Source organism: Massilia sp. PAMC28688 (assembly GCF_019443445.1).
In the GTDB taxonomy this organism is placed as follows: Bacteria; Pseudomonadota; Gammaproteobacteria; order Burkholderiales; family Burkholderiaceae_D; genus Telluria_A.
This window is the reverse complement of the sequence record NZ_CP080378.1, coordinates 4,444,418-4,463,279: the sequence shown is the minus strand read 5'-3', so window position 1 is coordinate 4,463,279 and position 18,862 is coordinate 4,444,418. Positions and strand designations below refer to the sequence as shown.

Below are 18,862 nucleotides of genomic sequence, written 5' to 3'. Positions count from 1 at the left end.
GCCTCAGTCGATACCCTGACTTTTCAGGTAGTCTTCGTAGTTGCCGCGGAAGTCGACGATGCCGTCTTCCTTGATCTCGAGGATGCGGTTGGCCAGCGACGACACAAATTCGCGGTCGTGCGACACGAAGATGAGCGTGCCGGTGTATTTTTCCAGCGCGATGTTGAGCGACTCGATCGATTCCATGTCCATGTGGTTGGTCGGCTCGTCAAGCAGCATCACGTTGTGGCGCCCCAGCATGAGCTTACCGTACATCATGCGGCCCTTCTCGCCACCGGAGAGCACCTTGACCGACTTGCGCACTTCGTCGCCGCCAAACAGCAGGCGCCCCAGGATGGAGCGCACGGCCTGGTCGTCGTCGCCTTCCTGGGTCCACTGGCCCATCCAGTCGGTGAGAACGGTGTCGCTGGCAAATTCCTCGGTCGGGTCCTGCGGCATGTAGCCCACGTTCGCGTTTTCGGCCCACTTGACGCGCCCCGTGTCGGGCTGCAGGCCCGTGATGTCGGCGCCGATGCAGCGCAGCAGCGTGGTCTTGCCGGCGCCGTTGGCACCGATGATGGCGATGCGCTCGCCCGCTTCCACCATCGCGCTGAAATTCCTGAACAGCTGCTTGTCGTATTTCTTGGAGATGCCTTCCACTTCCACTGCCAGGCGGTGCAGCTTCTTTTCCGCTTCAAAGCGCACGAACGGGTAGGCGCGCGACGACGGCTTGATGTCGTCGACCTTGATCTTTTCAATCTGCTTGGCACGCGAGGTGGCCTGGCGCGCCTTGGACTTGTTGGCGGCGAAGCGGCGCACGAAGTCCTGCAGTTCCGCGACCTTTTCCTTGGCCTTGGCATTGTTCGACAGCTGCTGGTTGCGCGCCTGGGTCGAGGCGAACATGTACTCGTCGTAGTTGCCCGGGTAGATCTTGAGCGTGCCGTAATCCATGTCGGCCACGTGGGTGCACACCTGGTTGAGGAAGTGGCGGTCGTGGGAAATGATGATCATGGTGGAGTTGCGCTCGTTGAGCACATCTTCCAGCCAGCGAATGGTGTTGATGTCCAGGTTGTTGGTCGGCTCGTCCAGCAGCAGGATGTCGGGATTGGAGAACAGTGCCTGCGCCAGCAGCACGCGCAGCTTCCAGCCCGGGGCCACGGCGCTCATGAGGCCATGGTGCTGGTCGATCGACACGCCCGCGCCCAAGAGCAGTTCGCCGGCGCGCGCTTCGGCCGAGTAGCCGTCGTATTCGGCCACTTTCGATTCCAGTTCGGCCGCGTGCATGTAGTCGTCGTCGGTGGCCTCGGGGTTGGCGTAGATGGCATCGCGCTCCGTCATGGCTTTCCACAATTCGGTGTGGCCCATCATGACCACGTCGAGCACGCGCATGTCTTCAAACGCGAACTGGTCCTGGCGCAGTTTGCCCAGGCGTTCATTCGGGTCGAGCATGACGTTGCCGGCCGACGGCTCAAGGTCGCCGCCCAGGATCTTCATGAAGGTCGACTTGCCGCAGCCGTTGGCGCCGATCAGGCCATAGCGGTTGCCGTCGCCAAACTTGACGGAGATATTTTCAAACAGCGGCTTGGCGCCGAATTGCATGGTGATATTAGCAGTGGAGAGCACGGGTCTTGCCTTTGCGAGCGAATTGGATTAACCGGGCATTTTACCAGTTTTGCGGCCCGGGCAGCCAGGGCACCGCGCTGGAACCTTGACCGATTGACAAAATAAGAACGGGGGGCCGCGAAAAGCTAGCGCGCCGCCATCGCGGCCAGCCTGGCCACGGTATTGATGTTGCGGGCAGTGCCAGCCTCGCCTGCCGGGATGCGCAGCCTGGAAGTGCCCATGCCGCTGCCGTAATGGACATAGATTTCACGTTTGCCCACAGCGACTTGCTCGTCTTTGCGCCCCGGCAAGCTGTCCAGGGCGTCGGCAGCCGGCGCGTCGTCGAGGAAAATCGCGAGCACCCGGTTGGACGCCGCATCGGGGAAAGGATTGGCATCGAGCACGGCCTGCATTTCCGGCCCGGTACGGACCATCACCGCCACCGGCTTGCCCGCATAGCTGGCCAAGGCAGCTTCCAGCAGCTGCTTGATGGACGGGGCCGGCAAGTCCGAATCAAACACGACATTGCCGCTGGCAATATAGGTTTGCACGGCACTGAACCCGGCGCTTTCGCACATCCGCTTCAATTCCGTCATGGGAAGTTTGCCGGTTCCGCCCACGTTTACGGCGCGCAGCAAGGCAATATAGGTCGTCATCAGTGTCCCGGTTTCTCGGCCGAAGCCGGCATGCAGCGGGCCAGCACGTGCTCCATCATGCCGCGCGCCAATTCTTCTTCGCCGTAAAAGATCTTGCCGATGCCTTCTTCGCGCAGCATGTCGGACTCGGTCTCGCTGTGCGTACGCACCACAATCTCGATGCCCGGGTTGAGCGTTTTGGCAATGTCGGCCATCTGGCGCACATTGAGCGGATTGGGCAAGGCCACGACCAGCATGGCCGCATTGGCAATGTGGGCCTGGATCAGGACGTCGGCGTCGGCCGCATTGCCCGACACGGCCGGCAAGCCCTGGCCACGCATGTCTTCCACCAGCTCGCGGTTCTGCTCGACAACGACGTAGGGCACGTTGCGCTTATCAAGCTCGGCCGCAATGCGGCGCCCCACCCGGCCATAGCCCACCAGCACAACCTGGCCTTCCAAGTACTTGCGCTCCGTGCTCATGGGCAGCTCGGCGAACGGGTCTTCACGCCGGTCAAGCCTGCGGGCAAAATCGGACGAGGCCAGCGCCCAGCGCTTGAGCGGGGCAATGGCGGTAAACAGGAAGGGGTTGAGCGCAATCGAGATCAGGGCGCCGGCCAGCACCAGGCTCATCCCGGCCTGGGGCAGCAGGCCCAGCGACATGCCGAGGCCGGCGAGGATGAACGAGAATTCGCCAATCTGCGCCAGGCTCATGGCCACGGTCAGGGCGGTGCCGAGGGGATAGCGCAGCACCAGCACCAGGGCCATTGCAGCGAAGGCCTTGCCCAGGATAATGATGGCCACGACAGCGAGCACCTGCAGCGGCTGCTCGACGAGGATATCGGGCGCGAACAGCATGCCCACCGAGACGAAGAACAAGACCGAGAATGCATCGCGCAGCGGCAACGATTCCTGGGCGGCGCGGTGGCTGAACTCCGATTCGCGCATGACCATGCCGGCAAAGAAGGCGCCGAGTGCAAACGAGACGTTGAACAATGCCGAGGCGCCGTAGGCAATGCCAATGGCAATGGCGACCACGGCCAGGGTGAACAATTCACGCGAGCCGGTGCGCGCCACCTGCCACAGCAGCCATGGCAAGGCGCGCTTGCCCACAATGAGCATCAGGGCAATGAAAGCCGATACACCGAGCAAGGTCTTGCCGATGGTGAGCCACAAGGGTCCCGTGGCCACGGTCGCGGTGCCGCCCAGCAGACCTGCCAGCGGCGGCAGCAGCACCAGTACCAGCACCGTCGCCAGGTCTTCCACCACCAGCCAGCCGATGGCGATGCGCCCGTTCATGCTGTCGGTAATGCCGCGCGCTTCCAGCGCCTTGAGCAGCACCACCGTGCTCGCGCACGACAGCGACAGCCCGAACACCAGCCCCTGCCCCCAGCTCCAGCCCCAGAAATGTGCCATCAGCATGCCCAGCAGCGTAGCCAGGCTCATCTGAATCACGGCGCCCGGAATGGCAATGCGGCGCACGGACAGCAGGTCGGCAAAGGAAAAATGCAGGCCTACCCCGAACATCAGGAGCATGACGCCGATTTCGGAAAGCTGGGCGGCAATGTGCGCATCGGCCACGTAACCCGGTGTCGCGGGACCGATGATGATGCCGGCGACAAGATAGCCGACAAGTGCCGGCAGCTTGACGCGTTCGGCAATAAAGCCAAGGATCAGGGCAATGCCGAAGCCGGCTGCGAGGGTGGTGATCAGGGGAATATTGTCGTGCATCGGGCTCCATCAAGAGAAGGTGGGAGGGATGCCGTATTTTACATGCAAAAGCGTCAAGATAATACGAGGATGGCACGCAGATCGTTGACGTTGGTCCGGGTCGGGCCGGTATAGATGAGTTCGCCCAGGGTGTCGAAAAAGCGGTAGGCGTCGTTATTGTGCAGCAGCGCGCCAGCATCGAGGCCCAGCGCCTGTGCGCGCGCCAGTGTGGCCGGATCGGCGATCGCGCCGGCGTTGCTTTCCGAGCCGTCAATGCCATCGGTGTCGCAGGCAAGGGCGTACACTCGCTCCTGGCCATCGAGTGCCATGGCCAGGGCCAGCATGAATTCGGCGTTGCGCCCGCCCCGCCCGTTGCCGCGTACGGTCACGCTGGTTTCGCCGCCGGACAGGATCACGCATGGTGCGCCAAAGGGCCTGCCGCGCCGCGCCACTTCGCGCGCGAGTGCCGCATGCACTTTTGCCACCTCGCGCGCCTCCCCCTCGATTGCATCGGACAGGATATAGGGCGTGATGCCGGCCGCGCGGGCAAAGGCGGCGGCTGCCTCCAGCGCGTCCGACGCGCGCGCGACCACGGTGCAGCCATGCGCGGCAAAACGAAGATCGCCGGGCTTGGGCGTTTCGGCCGCCGCGCTGGCCAGCCAGCCGGCCACACTGGCAGGGACGGCAATGCCATATCTGGCCAGGATGGCGAGCGCATCGGCGCAGGTGCTCGCATCGGGCAGCGTGGGGCCGCTGGCGACAATGGCCGCATCGTCACCCGGCACATCGGACACGACCAGCGTGGCCACGCGCGCGGGAGCGCATGCCAGTGCCAGGCGCCCGCCCTTGATGGCCGACAGATGCTTGCGCACACAGTTTATTTCGCCGATGGCGGCCCCGCTGCGCAGCAAGGCGCGGCTGATTTCCTGCTTCTCTGCGAGGGTGATCCCCGGTGCCGGCAGGGCCAGCAGCGCCGAGCCGCCCCCTGAGAGCAGGCACAGAACCAGGTCGTCGGGGCCCAGGCCCTGCACCTGCGCGAGGATGCGCTGCGCGGCGTCGACCCCGGCGCCATCCGGGACCGGGTGCGCCGCTTCGATCACTTCAATCTGGCGGCATGGCACGCCGTGGCCGTAGCGCGTCACCACCAGGCCCGTGAGCGGTTGCGGCCAGTGCTCTTCCACGCAGCGCGCCATGGCTGCCGCGGCCTTGCCGGCGCCGATCACGATGGTGCGGCCCTTGGCGGGAGGTGGCGGCAGCTGTGGCGGCAGGCACGCCGCTGCGCTTACCGCGGCCAGCGCTGCCTGGTGCAGATCGCGCAAAAACTGGCGGGCCGATTCGGGCGTCATGTGGTCCTTGCCGATCAGCGGCGGTAGGTGTAGCGCCGCCACAGGGTTTCCATCGGCCCCTGCGCATGCCGCGCGAGCCACCAGTGGCTGAACCACAGCTGGAACAGCATGATCGCGGCCGCCACGCCCAGCAAACCTGCGCGCGACAGAACAGCGCCCCAGCCCAGGCCGACGCCTTGCAGCAGCAGCATGAGCAGCAGCGACTGCATCAGGTAGTTGGTCAGCGCCATGCGCCCTACCGGCTGCAGGATGCGCGCGACGCCAGGGCCGGACAGCATGAACATGGCCACATAGGCCGCGCCAAGTGCCGGTCCGGCCACCGAAACCGCCACCGAGGCGGGAAAGTACGAGGCAGAAGGCCCGGCTGCCAGCACGCTGTCGAGCGTGATGATCCCCCACGCGAGATTGATGGGGACACCGATGGCCAGGCCCACCCACAGCACATTGCGCCACTGCTCCCGATGGCGCTCGGGACGGTGCAGCCACCCCAGGCGCACGGCAAGCACGCCAAGCATGAACAGCAGCGCCAGGACCGGCAGCACAAACACGTAGCCGGCGACACTGATCAGGTAGTCGTTCAGGCGCTGCAGGGTGACTGCTTCCCAGCTGCCGCCGGTATAAATGGTGTAGGCCTTGATCAGGTCCTGCGGTGCCTGATCAAAGACACCAGGGAACAGTTCAGGCAGCAGCGACACCCAGCTGAGGGTGAAGGCGATGATGCCCATATTGACCGCCACCAGTATCTTGAACGAACGCACCAGGGCCGCAGGCCGCGCCCCGATTTTTGTGGCGAGCCAGAAGCCCGTCAGCGCGTAAGCCACCAGAATATCGCCAAACCACAAGAGCGTTGCGTGGGCCAGGCCGCAAACGAGCAGCCACAGGAGGCGGCGCCGGTAGGTGGCCCTGATCGCCTCCAGTGCCGGCCCGGGCCTGCGCGCGCCGCCCGTCTGCAATGCAAAACCGGCACCGAACAGGAAGGAGAAAATGGGATAGAACTTCTGCTCCGCGAAGGCGGCGCTGAAAAAGACCGCCGCCTTGTCGGCCTCACCGAGCACTTCACCCATCACCGGGGCGCTGATCAGATCGAAGCCATACACGAAGCCCCATATATTGACCAGCATGATCCCGAACACGGCCAGCCCGCGCAGGGCATCGATGCGCGCCACGCGCTGCGCCTTCATTGGCGCATCCAGTCAAGCAGCTCGTAGTACCAGTAGGTCACTTGCGCGGCCAGCAGGCCGGCCGGGCCAAAGGTGGGCGGCAGGCCCCAGCTGCCAAAGCGGGCCAGGTCGGCGCCCTCGCCGGCTATGGCGGCCCCCAGCACTTCGCCTGCCAGCGTGGTGGGCGCCACCCCGTGCCCGCCGAAACCGAGGCCGTACCAGATCCCATCCGGCAGCCGGCCCAGCTGCGGCATCTTGTGCCGCCCATAGCTCATCAAGCCGCTCCAGGCATGCTCCACCCGCGTGCCTGCCAGCTGCGGATAGACCTTGAGCATGTCCTTGCACAAGAGGCGCGCCACTTCCTCGCCGCTGCGCTGGCGGATCGAGATGCGCCCGCCCCACAGCAGGCGGGTGTCAGCCAGCGGACGGTAATAGTCAAACGCGAAGCGGGTATCGTAGATGGCGGCCCGGGTATGGAGCGCGCTGTCCAGGCGCGGGCCCAGTGCTTCGGTCACCATCACATAGGTCGCAATGGGCAGCACGGCGCGCGACAGGGCCGGATAGAGGGTGTCGATGTAGCCGCCGCAGCACACCACCACCTGGGCAGCAGTCACGTGGCCGGCTCCGGTCCCGACACGCCAGGCCGTGCCCGCAGCGTCGATAGCGGTCACCTTGCTCGCTTCGTGGATGCGCACGCCCTTTTGCGCCAGTACCCGGGCCAGGCCCTGCGCATATTTGAGTGGATGGAAGTGAAACGCGGCCGGCTCGAACAAGGCACCGAAGTAGCGCTCGGAGCTGACCTTTTCTGCAAACTGGGCGCGGCTCAGGCGCTCCCAGTGGACGTCAAGCTGCTCGCGCATGTAGCGCTGCTGACGCTCGAGGATGCGTTGGTCGTCGAACCAGTTGGCCAGGTAGACGCCCTCTTCCTGCATGTCGCAGTCAATCCCATACTGGCGCACGCGCTTGCGGATCAGCTCCACGGCTTCCAGCGTCATGCGATACAGTTTTTTGCCGGATTCTTCGCCAACTGTATCAATTATAGCCCGTTCACCCAGCGAGAAGCCGCCAAACACGAAGCCGCCATTGCGCCCCGAGGCGCCGTAGCCGATGGATTCGCCTTCCAGCAGCACGATATCGCGCACGCCGCGCTCGGCCAGCGCCAGCGCCGTGGAGAGCCCGGCAAAGCCGCCGCCAATGATGCACACGGCAGCATCCTGCGCGCCGGCCAGAGGGGGATAGGCGGCCGCCGGCGCCGTGGCGCGGTAGTAGTCGCGCGCCTCAGGCATTGTTCAAGGTGGGATAGCCGCTGATGAGAAGTTCAAAGTGGACCGCGTCCGACCACAGCGTGGCCCGGGCCCCGACGGGAATCGTCACGCGCCTGGCGCAGTGGCCAAACTGCAGGCCGGTGAGCACGGGACAGGGCAGCGTCTGGCGCAGGTAGGCAAGCATGGCATCGAAATCATAGCCATTGTCGGCCGGGGTGATCTTGTAGGCGGAAAAGTCGCCCAGGATGAGCGCCTTTTGCCGCGCCAGCACGCCGGCCTGCATCAATTGCAGCAGCATGCGTTCAATCCGGTACGGGTGCTCGTTGACGTCTTCCACGAACAGGATGCCGTCATCGATATCGGGAAAGTAACCGGTGCCCAGCAGCGACATGAGCATGGCCAGGTTGCCGCCCCAGACCGTGCCGCTGACGTTGAGGGTGGGATTGCGGCGCGCAGCCTGCGTGATGCGGTGATTGCGGCTGCCCAGGCACTGGAAGAATTCGCTGACCGTAAATGCGTCCGGCTCGCCGGCGCAAAAGTCGGGCAGGAACATGGGGCCGGCGTAGCTGGCGCCCCCTGCCCTTGCCAGAAGGCCCATCTGGAAGGCCGTGAAATCGCTGTGCCCCACAAAGATCTTGCCGCTGGCGGCCATGCGCGCAAAGTCAATCTGCGGCAGCAGGCGCGTCAGGCCATACTGGCCGCGCAGGGCCATGACGACCTGCACGTCGGGATTGGCGACGGCCGCCTCGAGCTGGGCCAGGCGCGCGTCGTCGGTGCCGCCGAAGCGCTGGTGCACGCCGCAGGTATCGAAATAATTGTGAATGGTGTGGCCCTGCGCCTCGAACCACGCAATGCCACGTGCCAGGGCCGCGTCGTCGAGGGTATAGCCGCTGGGCGCGACGATGGCAATGCCGGTTTTGAGATTGTTCACTGTCGTTCGAAGAGCCGCGCTGTGGAGTCCGGACCTATCTTACCGTGTGCATGGGCGTCGATCAAGGCGGCAATCCGCTCGATCAGCTGGGCCGGCAAATCGTGGCCCATGCCTTCAATGACTTCCAGGCGCGCGCCCGGCACCAGGCGCGCGGTATCGATCCCGGCCGCCAGCGGCACCAGCGGGTCGGCGGCGCCGTGAATCACCAGCGTGGGCACGCGAATCGAGGCCAGCAGCCCGGAGCGCTCGCCCGAGGCGGCAATGGCCAGCATCTGGCGCGCGACGCCACCGGGGCAGACATTGCGCCGGATGCTGGCGGCGATGCGCGCGCGCAGCGCTTTATCGGAGGTGGGATAGGCCGGACTGCCGATGACGCGAAATACATGGACGCCATGGGCAATCAGGCTGTCGGCATCGCTGCCCCGGGGACGCGCCAGCAGCGCCGCCCGGGCCGCGCGCGTCGGCCCCGGCAAGGCACGCCGCCCGCTGGTGGACATGATGGACGTCAGGCTGGCCACCCGCTCCGGATGGGTGGCCGCCATGATCTGGGCGATCATGCCGCCCATGGAGGCGCCCACCACGTGCGCCTTGTTGATGCCAAGCGCCTTTAACACGCCCATGGCATCGGCGGCCATGTCGTGCAGGCTGTAGGCCCCCTTGAGGGGCCAGCGCACCAGGTGCTTGAGCAAGGCAAGCGGCACGCTCGGCGTGCCGGCATGCTCGAACTTGTCCGACAGGCCGCAATCGCGGTTATCGAAGCGCACCACATAAAACCCCATGTCCACCAGCTGCTCGACGAGGGCATCGGGCCAGCCCGTCATCTGCATGCCCAGGCCCATGATCAGCAACAGGGGCACATCCTTGGGGTCGCCCGCAGTCTCGTAGGCGATCCGGATCCGGTTGGACATCAGGTAAGGCATCCAGTGCCCGCCTAGTAGAACCCGAAAAACGGATTGGGCCAGGAGGCGCGGGCGGGATCACGGTACAGCAGCTTTTTCAGTCCCGTGTGCGCCTGGCGGTCAAAGCGCTGCCACTGTCCCTCGGGCTGCGCCAGGCGATCGGCAATCGCGTACAGCGCGCTCGGATTGGCGCCCATGCCCACGTGGCTGGCATGCACTTCGATGTTCTCGGAAAGGTCGGTTTCTTCTTCCACGCTGCACTGCCAGGCCACCACGCCGTCGGTGCGGCTGAAAATGGAGGTGGTGGGCACGGACGGGCGTTGCCGCAGCGAGGCGAAGCGCTCTTCGTCAATCTCGCGCTCGCCCGACACCAGCTGGTAGACGCGCCAGGCATTGGTGGCCCTGGGACTGCCGGCAAAGGGCGAACCGAGCGTGATCACCTGGCGCACATCGCCGGGCATGATCTTGGCCAGTTCGCGCGCGTACACGCCGCCCAGGCTCCAGCCCACCAGGCTGACGGGCCGGCCGAATTCCTGGCGCAGCTCGGTGATGCGCTCCATGCATGCTTCCAGCACGCCGGGACGGGGACCGAAATTGAGGCCCTGCTCCCATGCATGCGCCGGGTAACCGAGGTCTTTCAGAAAGCGCCGGATCACGAGCGTGGTCACGTCGCCGGCGGCCAGGCCCGGGAACACGAGCACCGGGTGATTGTCGCCGCGCGGCGCCACGCGCGTGAAGGGCCAGGAAGCGAGCGCCATGCCCAGCTCCCAGGGGGCGCGCATTTCCAGTGCCAGCCGCACCAGTCCGGGCGCGGTCTCGACCTTGCTTTCCTTGATTACTTTCTTGCGTGGCACCTTGTTCTCCTGCACTGCGTATCCTGTACTGCGTCTTCCTTGTTGCACCGGCTCTTTTTGCGCCAGCATAGCATTTCCGCGCCGCCCGTGCGGCGGCCCGCACTCACGCCGGCTTGACTGGGGCGGCCGCGTCGCGCGCTGCGGCCGCCGCGCGCCGGCGCTCGGCAAAGAAAGAGCGCAGCATGGCGCCGGCTTCGTCGGCCAGCACGGCCCCGGTCAAAGCCGTGTGGTGATTGAGCTGTGCCTGCCCGAACAGGTTGAGCACCGAACCGCAGGCGCCGGTCTTGGGGTCGGCAGCGCCATAGATCACGCGCGCCAGGCGCGCATGCATCATGGCGCCCGAACACATCGCGCATGGTTCGAGCGTGACGTACAGTTCGCAGCCCGGCAGGCGGTAATTGCCCAGCTTTTGCGCAGCCGCGCGCAGGGCCACGATTTCGGCATGCGCGGTGGGGTCGTGGCAGCCGATGTTCTGGTTGAAGCCGGTGGCAATGACCTGCCCATCCTTGACCACGACCGCGCCTACGGGCACTTCGCCGCGCTCCCATGCGTGGCCGGCCTGCTCCAGCGCCAGACGCATGAAATCGTCGTCAGGCATCGGTGATCTCGGCCCAGCAGTTCGGCGTTTCGTGCAACACCAGCTTGTGCAGGCGCAGGCCGGTGCCGTAGCGGTCGGTGTAAGTGGCGCGCAAGATGTCAAAGGCGATCTGGGCCAGGTTTTCCACCGTGGGAATGCGGTCAATGACCACCGTCTTGTGGCCGGGCAGCGTGGCCAGGAAGTCGCGCACCTTGTCATCCTTTTCGTAGACCAGGAAGGCGTGGTCCCAGACATCGACCAGGTGTTCCTTGGCCAGGGCCTTGATGTCGGAAAAGTCCATGATCATGCCATTGTCGGAATTGCCTTCGGCATGGATGACGGCGCCGGTCAGCGTGATTTCCAGGGTGTAGCGGTGGCCGTGCAGATTGCGGCACTGGCTCTTATGGTCGGGAATGCGATGACCGGCATCGAATTCGAGCTTGCGGGTAATGGTGAGCATGAAAAGGTAGCGCTTAAAGTGGTGACAGTGTCGGTTACGGAATGTGCAGCAGTTTGTGGGTTTGCAGGCTCAGCTTCCACTTGGGATTGCGCTTGCAAGTGTCGATGGCCAGGCGCGTGTTGAACTCGGCCAGCGGGCCATCCATGGGCTGCACGAAGAAATTGTCGAAGTCCAGGTGCTCGTAGGCGTGCAGATCCTGGCCCGTTTGCGGAATCACGACCTTCAGCTCGCTCCCCTTTTCCACCACCAGTTTTGCGCCCATCTTGGGGCTGACGCAAATCCAGTCCACCCCGGGCGGCACCGGCAAGGTGCCATTGGTTTCAATGGCAATCGTAAAGCCGGCCTCGTGCATCGCCGCAATCAGCGCCGCGTCCAGCTGCAGCAGGGGCTCGCCGCCCGTAAAGACCACGTACTTGCTGGCGGCGTGCGTGGGGGGCCACAGGGAGTCGATGCGCGCGGCCAGGGACGCGGCGCTGGCGAACTTGCCGCCCAGTTCGCCGTCGGTCCCGACAAAATCGGTGTCGCAAAAGGTGCAGACGGCGCCGGCCCGGTCGCTCTCGCGCCCGGTCCACAGGTTGCAGCCGGCAAAACGGCAGAACACGGCCGGGCGTCCCGCATGGGCGCCCTCGCCCTGCAAGGTGTAGAAAATCTCTTTAATACTGTAAGTCACGGCCATTGCCCCTAACGTCAACCCTCCATTATAGCAATAGCCGGGCGGGTTCCACAAAACCGGTAGCGCGCATTTTAGTTCTCAAACGAAACTCAGTTGATCTCAGACAAGATAGGTCGGGGCTGGCAGCGCTATCGTGAGCCTGTCCCGCCCAATCTCATGCCCAAGGATGCCATGAACGCTACCTACCCGACCATGCTGCTTGCAATTGCCTGGATGACGCTGCTGGGATGGGGCTTTCAAGCCTTGCTGAGGCGCCACCTCCGCCTGGACGACCGCCTGGCCGACCTGGAAGCGCAGCTGGCCGTGGAACAGCATGCCCGCGAAACGGCCGAGCGCGCCCTCTCGAGCACCCATATGTCGCTGTGCAAGCTGGCCAAGCAGCAGGAAACCGTGCGCGAAGCCGAGCGCCAGCGCATCGGGCGCGATATCCATGACGACCTGGGCCAGAACCTCTTGGCCCTGCGCATCGACCTGTCGCTGCTGCATGTCAGCACGACCGGCGCCCATCCCCAAATCACGCAGAAGGTCGATTCCATGATGGGCAACCTGGACCAGACCATTGCCTCCCTGCGCGCGGTCATCAATGACCTGCGTCCGTTGGCCCTGTCGGCCGGGCTCGCCACTGCCATTGCCAGCCAGCTGGCCGACCTGTCGCGCATGCACAATGTAGAGCATCAGCTGCGGGCCGAGCCGGGCGTCTTTGATTGTCCACCCGATGATGAGCGCGATGCGGCCGTGTTCCGCATCCTTCAGGAAACGCTGTGTAACGTGGCGCGCCATGCCCACGCCACGCAAGTCGTTGTCGAGCTACAACGCTGCGGCGGCGTGCTCACCATGTCGGTGCGCGACAACGGCGTGGGCATGCCAAGCGGCGCCCTGCAGCGCGGCAGCGGCCTGCCCGGCATCCGCGAACGGGCTGCCGCCATCGGCGGCAAGGTGGTGGTGGAAAGTAAACCTGGGGTCGGCACCCTGGTGCGCCTGTCGTATCCCGTTCCGCAGGCCTATGCCGTGCAGTAAGGCAACCGCAAGGCTCACGCGTTTGTTGTAGATCAAAAGAATGTTCGACGGCTGGCGCAGAATCGACTTGTCGGCAGTCAATTATTTGCCCCCAGGATAGTTAAACAGGAATAGTGATGACCAGCATACAACCTGCCCAGCCAATGCCGCGCTTCCAGGCGCCGGACCCGGAGCGCGCCTTTGCCATCAGGATGCTGGAAATGCTGGCCGTTCCCGCCTTCGTGCTCGATACCGAGTGCCGGGTGGTGATCTGGAACCGGGCCTGCGAGAAGCTGACGGGGGTGCCGGCCCACGAAATGGTGGGCACGCGCGAACACTGGCGCAGCTTTTACGACACTGCCCGCCCCACCCTGGCCGACCTGGTGATCCAGGACCGGATGGACGAAATCGACCACCTGTACCTGCACGTGGGACGCGATGCCCTCACCGGCAGCGCCTTGTGCGCCGAAACCTGGTGCGACATGCCGCGCTCGGGCAAACGGCGCTACATTGCCGCCGATGCCAGCCCGATATTTGACGATGATGGTGAACTTGCCGCCGTGGTCCAGACGCTGCGCGACATCACGGACGAAAAGGCGGCGCAAAACGCGCTGCAGCAGCTTGCCACGCGCGATGGGCTGACCGGCCTGGCCAATCGGCGCTGCTTTGATGAAACGCTGCGCGCCGAATGGGCGCGCGCCACCCGCCAGCACCAGCCCTTGTCGCTGCTGATGGTCGATGTCGACAATTTCAAGGCGTACAACGATGCCAACGGCCATCTGGGCGGCGACGAATGTCTCAAGCGCATTGCCTGCGCGGTGGCCAAGGAAATGCGTGCCAATGACCTGGTGGCGCGCTACGGGGGCGAGGAATTCGCCGTGATCCTGCCCAACCAGTCGCTCAAGGGCGCGGCCATCGTGGCCGAACGCATCCGCTGCAGGGTCGAGCAGCTGCTGGTGCCCCATGGCAGCGGCAGCAACAGGCATGTGACGGTGAGCATTGGTGCGGCCACGGCCTTTGCCGCCCCGGACACGGATCCCAGCCAGCTCCTGGCCATTGCCGACGCCGCCCTCTACCGCGCCAAGCACATGGGCAGGAACCGGATCAGCCTGCCCGCCACGGAAGTGGCTTGAGGGAAAAGCCGCTCAAGGCGTGCCGCTGTACTTGGCGCGCCGGTCCAGCGTCACCGAGTCAAGCGCACCGGCAAATACCAGCTGCGTGTGGCCGGATGCGCGCACCGGCTCGAACGGCAGCAAGATGCAGTGCGGGCTGAGCGCGGTACCGGCCGGCATGCCATCGACCAGGATGCGCCCGCCTTCGTCGGCAAAGCAGGCGCGCACGGCATCGAAGCGGGCATTTTTTTCCTCCATTACCATGATGTCCCACCAGGCCATTTCCTGCTGGGCGAGCCGGAGTTCGTCAAATGCCTGGGCCAGCCGGGCATACGGCATGCTGCCGCCGTCGGGAACGGCCACCTGCCAGGCCACCTCGAACGTTTTTGACTGGGGCGCGATATTGAAGCGCACGATCGCATCTTCTTGCCGGGCCTGGGCCTGGGCAATGGCCGGCACTTCGAAATAGCCGCCACGGCGCATCGGCAGCACGGTGTCCAGCGTCTTGCCGATGACGGCCAGGCCCCAGACCGGGGGCAGGAATTCCAGGCGCTCGCGCTCGCCCATCTCGTCGAGCGTCAGGCGCAGCACAGGCGTGATCAGCTGCGCCGTGCGCGGCAGCATGGCCGATACCCGTGTCTGCATGCGCCACATGGTCTGGTAAGACAGGTCGCCCGCCTGCTTCTTGCGCGCTTGGACGGCCCCGCACGGGGCGGTGAAGACGGCACTGCCGGCCGGCGCAGCGAGCACTGGTGGCGCGGGCAGCGCGCTGGCGGCCAGGAAGAAGCAAAGAAGAAGGGCGGGCCGGATCATGGTCGCATCGACAAAGTCAGTATCAGGTAATTCGCCTATCCTACCACGGGAAATTACCATTTGTACAAGCTTTACGAATGTCCATGTCCGGCCCGCCCTTCAGCAGCCTTGCGCCCCCGCACGCGGGGGCGATGGCAAGGGTCAGGAAGTCATGCGTTCCCAGCCGTGCCGCACGGCAGCCTTCATGTTTTCCCAGGTCGAGCCGCTGTTGCGCGATTCCCAGTCACTGCGCAGTTCGGGTTCGACATCGTTCCATGGACGGCCCCGGTACATCTCGCTGCGCGCCATGCTGTTGCCGTAGCTGTAGGCGGGCGCATAGTCTTCATAGCGCTGCCCCGAGCTGGCCAGGCTGCTCTGGTAATGATTGCGGAAATAGGTGTCGTCTTCCGCCGAGAGCTGTTCGACTTCCACTTCGGTATGGCGCACCGTGTCGTTGATCTGCTGCTGATGCTGGGTGACCTGCTTGTCCACCACCACTTCCTCGACCACGCGCGCGGTTTTTTCCACCACTGCCTCTTCGGCCGTCTCGCGCATTTCAATGGTGGTTTCCTTGAATGCGTTCAGGTCGGCCGGATCGATCTGACGGTCCACCGCGTGGCGCTCGACATTGACATGCTCTTCGCGCAGGCCCACGGTTTCATTGACGGGCGTCTCGACCAGGCGGTTGTAGACGCGCACGCCGCCGCGCTGCACTTCGCGCTTGCCCACCTTGAGCTCTTCCTGGATGACGGGGATGGACTTGCCCTCGCCCACGCGCTGGGAAGCGGTATCCTGGTACTGCTGCGAACCCTGCAGCTGTGAACCCTGCAGCTGCCCGCCGAGCAGCCCCTGCGAGGAACCGAGGGCGGCCTGCTGCGACATGGACTGCGACTGCTGACGGCCACTGCTGCCCATGCGCGCGCTGTCCTGGCCCATCACGCCCCACTGCTGGGCATGCTCGTCAATATCGATCGGGCCATAGCGTTCGACAATGTCTGCTGCGCGCTCGACTTCCGGCTCGCTGTCGGCGTCCAGGGTCAGCACATAATTGCCGCGCGAGACGGCCTCGGAATACATGCGGTAGTCTTCGCTGCGGTCATTGCCGAACAGGTCGCCAAAGAAGTTGCGGATGCTCGCACCGAACGAGCCATCGTCATCCATGTCATCGCTGCGGGCCGTGGTGCCGGTGGTGCCGGTGGTGCCGCTGCTGCTGATCCCGGTCTGGCCGGTGGTATCGCCTTCGGAGAGACGGACGCACTGGCGCGAGAAGCCCGATGAGGCCAGGTCCTCAAGTGCCTTCTGGGCGTCGGTACGGTTGTCAAATACGGCTACGAGTGTGTGCTTCATGATGATTTCCTCCGTTAGGTGATGTCACTTCAGTTGCAGATGAATCGTCAAACCGCTCGACAGAAACATGCTCGGACCGCAGCATCACGGTCTCGGCATACGGTTCCTGCTGGGCGGTACGCGTGATGTGAATCTCCTCCTTGATGCGAAGTCGTTTTTCAACGACCAGGATTTCCTCCAGAATTGGCACAATCAATGTGTCGCCTTCCTGGCGCGCCACCGGCGCTTCAGTGAGGGACACTATTTTGTCGACCGGAATCCGCCGCACATTGACGGCTTCGCGCAGCAGGGTCTGGTCGATGTGGTGAGGCTGTTCACTCACCGTCTTGTGGATGCGCACGCCACGGCCGGTGTCCACTTGACGGGTCCCGACCTGTACATCTTCACGCATGACCGGCATGACCGTGTCGCCGTCATCCGCAGTGGAAGGTGAATCTGTCGCCATGGTTCTACGCTCCTTGCAATGTGCTGCCATATGAGCAATTTAGAGTACAGCAAATCGCAGGCCAGCCTCACACCATTGACGCTAATCAAGTACCTGTTCGATGAGGCCAGCAAGCTTGCAGATATCGATCAACAGGAGCGTGCACATGACCGCGTCGTTTGAGCAGGAACGCAGGAAGGATTGGCAAAAGCGGCGCGACATTACCGCCCTGCACCCGGAGCCGCCGGAGCCGCCCACCGACATCGACCGCCTGCTCCATGCGTTCATGGGGCAGGCCACGCAGGGCGTGGCGCCGGGCAGCCTGGCCCTGGCTGGCATCGACTGGGCCTGGCACCTGGCGCAGTCGCCCGGCAAGTGGCAGCGGCTGCTGGAAAAGGCGGTGCGCAAGGACCTGCGCTGGCTCCATTACGCCGCGCGCGCCACGCTGGGCCTGGCGGCGCCGCCATGCATCGAACCGCTGCCCCAGGACCGGCGCTTTCGCGGCCCCCTGTGGCAGCAATGGCCGTACAACCTGCTGCAGCAAGCCTTCCTGCTCAACCAGCAGTGGTGGTTCAATGCCACCACCGGCATTGATGGCGTGACCCGGCACCACGAACAGGTGGTGTCGTTCGTGGCGCGCCAGCTGCTTGACCTGTTCTCGCCGGTCAATTTCATTGCCACCAATCCGGAAGTGGGGGCCGCCATTGCCACCGAAGGCGGCGCCAACCTGGTGCGCGGCGCCGTCAATTTGCTCGACGACCTGCAGCGCCGTGCTGCCGGCGCGCCGCCCGCCGGTAGCGAAGCCTTCCGTCCCGGACACGAGGTGGCGGTCACGCCGGGACGGGTGGTGTTCCGCAACCGCCTGATCGAACTGATCCAGTACAGCCCGGCTACCGACAGCGTGCATGCCGCCCCCATCCTGATCGTGCCGGCCTGGATCATGAAGTACTACATCCTCGACCTCTCGCCCCACAATTCGCTGGTGCGCTTCCTGGTCGAGAACGGCCATACGGTATTCATGATTTCGTGGCACAACCCGGGCCCCGCGGACCGCGAGCTTGGCATGGACGACTACCTGCGCGACGGCGTCATGGCCGCCATCGACCAGGTACGCAGCATCATTCCCGGGCAGGCCATCAATGCCGTCGGCTATTGCCTCGGCGGCACCCTGCTGGCAATTGCCGCGGCAGCGCTGGGCTGCGGCGAGAGTGGGCCGGGCCCGCTCAAGTCCATGACGCTGCTGGCGGCCCAGACCGATTTCAGCGAGGCGGGCGAACTGATGCTGTTTATCGACGAGAGCCAGATCGCGTGGCTCGAAGACCTGATGTGGCAGCAGGGCTATCTCGACAACCGGCAGATGGCCGGCGCCTTCCGCCTGCTGCGCAGCAATGACCTGGTGTGGTCGCTGGCCGTCAACCAGTACCTGCTGGGCCGGCGTGCCCCGATGACCGACCTCATGGCCTGGAATGCCGACACCACCCGCATGCCGTGGCGCATGCACAGCGACTACCTGCGCCGGCTGTTCCTCAATAACGATCTGTTTTCCGGCCGTTACCGTGTGGACGGCAGGCCGGTCGCCCTGTCCGACATGCGCCTGCCCATCTTTGCCGTGGCCACCATTAGCGACCATGTCTCGCCCTGGCGCTCGGTGTACAAGCTGCACCTGATGCCCTCGTGCGACGTGCAGTTCGTGCTCACCAGCGGCGGCCACAATGCGGGCATCGTCAGCGAGCCGGGCCACAAGGGGCGGCATTACTACACGGCGCTGCGCAAGCCGGGCGCCTGCTACCTCGACCCCGACCGCTGGCTGGAAGCGGCGCAGGAACGGGAAGGTTCATGGTGGCTGGCCTGGCTGGACTGGCTGCAGTGCCAGGATGGCCAGGCCGCCGCCGCGCCGCGCGCAGTCGCGCCGGGGCTGGGCGCGGCCCCGGGAAGCTATGTTCTGGAGCGATAAGGCTGCGCACGATTGAGTTAACATTGCAACATGGAATCGAATACAATACGATATTGGCCAGCACAAATACCGGAACTTCTGAACCCACATGGCGGCACCCCCCTTACCAGAAGACATACGACGCTTCGTTCTGACCAGCATCCCCTC

18 protein-coding genes are annotated in these 18,862 nt (G+C 64.7%); 3 read left to right on the top strand and 15 right to left on the bottom strand.

The window, feature by feature from the left end:
• Positions 1–3 precede the first annotated feature (3 nt).
• The 12 genes from KY495_RS19905 to queE form a co-directional block, all read right to left on the bottom strand.
• A complete protein-coding gene (locus KY495_RS19905; protein ID WP_219881058.1) occupies positions 4–1,602 on the bottom strand; it encodes an ABC-F family ATPase in 1,599 nt (532 codons plus the stop codon).
• Positions 1,603–1,727: 125 nt separating this feature from the next.
• Positions 1,728–2,237: a DUF1697 domain-containing protein gene (locus KY495_RS19900; protein WP_219881057.1), complete on the bottom strand. Its 510-nt coding sequence runs from the start codon at positions 2,235–2,237 to the stop codon at positions 1,728–1,730.
• Positions 2,237–3,946 (bottom strand): YbaL family putative K(+) efflux transporter, encoded by a 1,710-nt coding sequence (gene ybaL, locus KY495_RS19895; protein WP_219881056.1) that lies wholly within the window; start codon positions 3,944–3,946, stop codon positions 2,237–2,239. The genes KY495_RS19900 and ybaL overlap by 1 nt, the downstream gene beginning before the upstream one ends.
• 53 nt (positions 3,947–3,999) lie before the next feature.
• The gene (locus tag KY495_RS19890; protein ID WP_219884343.1) at positions 4,000–5,271 is read right to left on the bottom strand and encodes a glycerate kinase; all 1,272 of its coding nucleotides are present in this window, start codon (positions 5,269–5,271) and stop codon (positions 4,000–4,002) included.
• Positions 5,272–5,285: 14 nt separating this feature from the next.
• Positions 5,286–6,452: a DUF418 domain-containing protein gene (locus tag KY495_RS19885; RefSeq protein ID WP_219881055.1), complete on the bottom strand. Its 1,167-nt coding sequence runs from the start codon at positions 6,450–6,452 to the stop codon at positions 5,286–5,288.
• Positions 6,449–7,717 (bottom strand): FAD-binding oxidoreductase, encoded by a 1,269-nt coding sequence (locus KY495_RS19880; RefSeq protein ID WP_219881054.1) that lies wholly within the window; start codon positions 7,715–7,717, stop codon positions 6,449–6,451. Before KY495_RS19880 ends, KY495_RS19885 begins: the two co-directional genes overlap by 4 nt.
• On the bottom strand, positions 7,710–8,627 hold the full coding sequence (gene ldcA, locus KY495_RS19875; RefSeq protein WP_219881053.1) for a muramoyltetrapeptide carboxypeptidase: 918 nt from the start codon (positions 8,625–8,627) through the stop codon (positions 7,710–7,712). Before ldcA ends, KY495_RS19880 begins: the two co-directional genes overlap by 8 nt.
• Positions 8,624–9,547 carry an alpha/beta fold hydrolase gene (locus KY495_RS19870; protein WP_219881052.1) on the bottom strand — a complete coding sequence of 308 codons (924 nt, stop codon included), beginning with the start codon at positions 9,545–9,547 and terminating at the stop codon, positions 8,624–8,626. Before KY495_RS19870 ends, ldcA begins: the two co-directional genes overlap by 4 nt.
• Before the next feature lie 11 nt (positions 9,548–9,558).
• Positions 9,559–10,380, bottom strand: coding sequence for an alpha/beta fold hydrolase (locus KY495_RS19865; RefSeq protein WP_307728208.1), 822 nt, complete (start codon positions 10,378–10,380; stop codon positions 9,559–9,561).
• Between the two features lie 103 nt (positions 10,381–10,483).
• Positions 10,484–10,978, bottom strand: coding sequence for a tRNA adenosine(34) deaminase TadA (gene tadA / locus KY495_RS19860; protein WP_219881050.1), 495 nt, complete (start codon positions 10,976–10,978; stop codon positions 10,484–10,486).
• Positions 10,971–11,417: a 6-carboxytetrahydropterin synthase QueD gene (gene queD, locus KY495_RS19855; protein ID WP_219881049.1), complete on the bottom strand. Its 447-nt coding sequence runs from the start codon at positions 11,415–11,417 to the stop codon at positions 10,971–10,973. The genes tadA and queD overlap by 8 nt, the downstream gene beginning before the upstream one ends.
• A gap of 34 nt (positions 11,418–11,451) precedes the next feature.
• On the bottom strand, positions 11,452–12,087 hold the full coding sequence (gene queE, locus KY495_RS19850) for a 7-carboxy-7-deazaguanine synthase (protein ID WP_219881048.1): 636 nt from the start codon (positions 12,085–12,087) through the stop codon (positions 11,452–11,454).
• A 174-nt stretch (positions 12,088–12,261) separates the two neighbouring features.
• On the opposite strand from queE, the gene KY495_RS19845 reads away from it, so the two are divergent.
• On the top strand, positions 12,262–13,107 hold the full coding sequence (locus tag KY495_RS19845; protein ID WP_219881047.1) for a sensor histidine kinase: 846 nt from the start codon (positions 12,262–12,264) through the stop codon (positions 13,105–13,107).
• Positions 13,108–13,223: 116 nt separating this feature from the next.
• Positions 13,224–14,219, top strand: coding sequence for a diguanylate cyclase (locus KY495_RS19840; RefSeq protein WP_374040965.1), 996 nt, complete (start codon positions 13,224–13,226; stop codon positions 14,217–14,219).
• Between the two features lie 12 nt (positions 14,220–14,231).
• Here KY495_RS19840 and KY495_RS19835 read toward each other — a convergent pair whose 3' ends face one another.
• The 3 genes from KY495_RS19835 to KY495_RS19825 all read right to left on the bottom strand — a co-directional run bounded on the left by KY495_RS19835 (position 14,232) and on the right by KY495_RS19825 (position 16,782).
• Positions 14,232–15,011 (bottom strand): hypothetical protein, encoded by a 780-nt coding sequence (locus KY495_RS19835; RefSeq protein ID WP_219881046.1) that lies wholly within the window; start codon positions 15,009–15,011, stop codon positions 14,232–14,234.
• A 141-nt stretch (positions 15,012–15,152) separates the two neighbouring features.
• Positions 15,153–16,337: a YsnF/AvaK domain-containing protein gene (locus tag KY495_RS19830; protein ID WP_219881045.1), complete on the bottom strand. Its 1,185-nt coding sequence runs from the start codon at positions 16,335–16,337 to the stop codon at positions 15,153–15,155.
• Complete coding sequence (locus KY495_RS19825; protein ID WP_229518382.1) at positions 16,309–16,782, bottom strand: YsnF/AvaK domain-containing protein; 474 nt, start codon at positions 16,780–16,782, stop codon at positions 16,309–16,311. Before KY495_RS19825 ends, KY495_RS19830 begins: the two co-directional genes overlap by 29 nt.
• 145 nt (positions 16,783–16,927) lie before the next feature.
• Here KY495_RS19825 and KY495_RS19820 point away from each other — a divergent pair, with 145 nt between their 5' ends.
• Positions 16,928–18,715: an alpha/beta hydrolase gene (locus KY495_RS19820; RefSeq protein WP_219881044.1), complete on the top strand. Its 1,788-nt coding sequence runs from the start codon at positions 16,928–16,930 to the stop codon at positions 18,713–18,715.
• Positions 18,716–18,862 lie beyond the last annotated feature (147 nt).

Excerpts from the sequence above, each read along its gene's own strand:
- KY495_RS19845 (WP_219881047.1), top strand. The coding sequence starts at position 12,262 with ATGAACGCTACCTACCCGACCATGCTGCTTGCAATTGCCTGGATGACG.
- KY495_RS19885 (WP_219881055.1), bottom strand. The coding sequence starts at position 6,452 with ATGAAGGCGCAGCGCGTGGCGCGCATCGATGCCCTGCGCGGGCTGGCC.
- KY495_RS19900 (WP_219881057.1), bottom strand. The coding sequence starts at position 2,237 with ATGACGACCTATATTGCCTTGCTGCGCGCCGTAAACGTGGGCGGAACC.
- KY495_RS19835 (WP_219881046.1), bottom strand. The coding sequence starts at position 15,011 with ATGATCCGGCCCGCCCTTCTTCTTTGCTTCTTCCTGGCCGCCAGCGCG.
- KY495_RS19880 (WP_219881054.1), bottom strand. The coding sequence starts at position 7,717 with ATGCCTGAGGCGCGCGACTACTACCGCGCCACGGCGCCGGCGGCCGCC.
- KY495_RS19825 (WP_229518382.1), bottom strand. The coding sequence starts at position 16,782 with ATGGCGACAGATTCACCTTCCACTGCGGATGACGGCGACACGGTCATG.
- KY495_RS19820 (WP_219881044.1), top strand. The coding sequence starts at position 16,928 with ATGACCGCGTCGTTTGAGCAGGAACGCAGGAAGGATTGGCAAAAGCGG.
- ybaL (WP_219881056.1), bottom strand. The coding sequence starts at position 3,946 with ATGCACGACAATATTCCCCTGATCACCACCCTCGCAGCCGGCTTCGGC.
- KY495_RS19840 (WP_374040965.1), top strand. The coding sequence starts at position 13,224 with ATGACCAGCATACAACCTGCCCAGCCAATGCCGCGCTTCCAGGCGCCG.
- KY495_RS19830 (WP_219881045.1), bottom strand. The coding sequence starts at position 16,337 with ATGAAGCACACACTCGTAGCCGTATTTGACAACCGTACCGACGCCCAG.
- KY495_RS19870 (WP_219881052.1), bottom strand. The coding sequence starts at position 9,547 with ATGCCTTACCTGATGTCCAACCGGATCCGGATCGCCTACGAGACTGCG.
- queD (WP_219881049.1), bottom strand. The coding sequence starts at position 11,417 with ATGCTCACCATTACCCGCAAGCTCGAATTCGATGCCGGTCATCGCATT.
- KY495_RS19890 (WP_219884343.1), bottom strand. The coding sequence starts at position 5,271 with ATGACGCCCGAATCGGCCCGCCAGTTTTTGCGCGATCTGCACCAGGCA.
- tadA (WP_219881050.1), bottom strand. The coding sequence starts at position 10,978 with ATGCCTGACGACGATTTCATGCGTCTGGCGCTGGAGCAGGCCGGCCAC.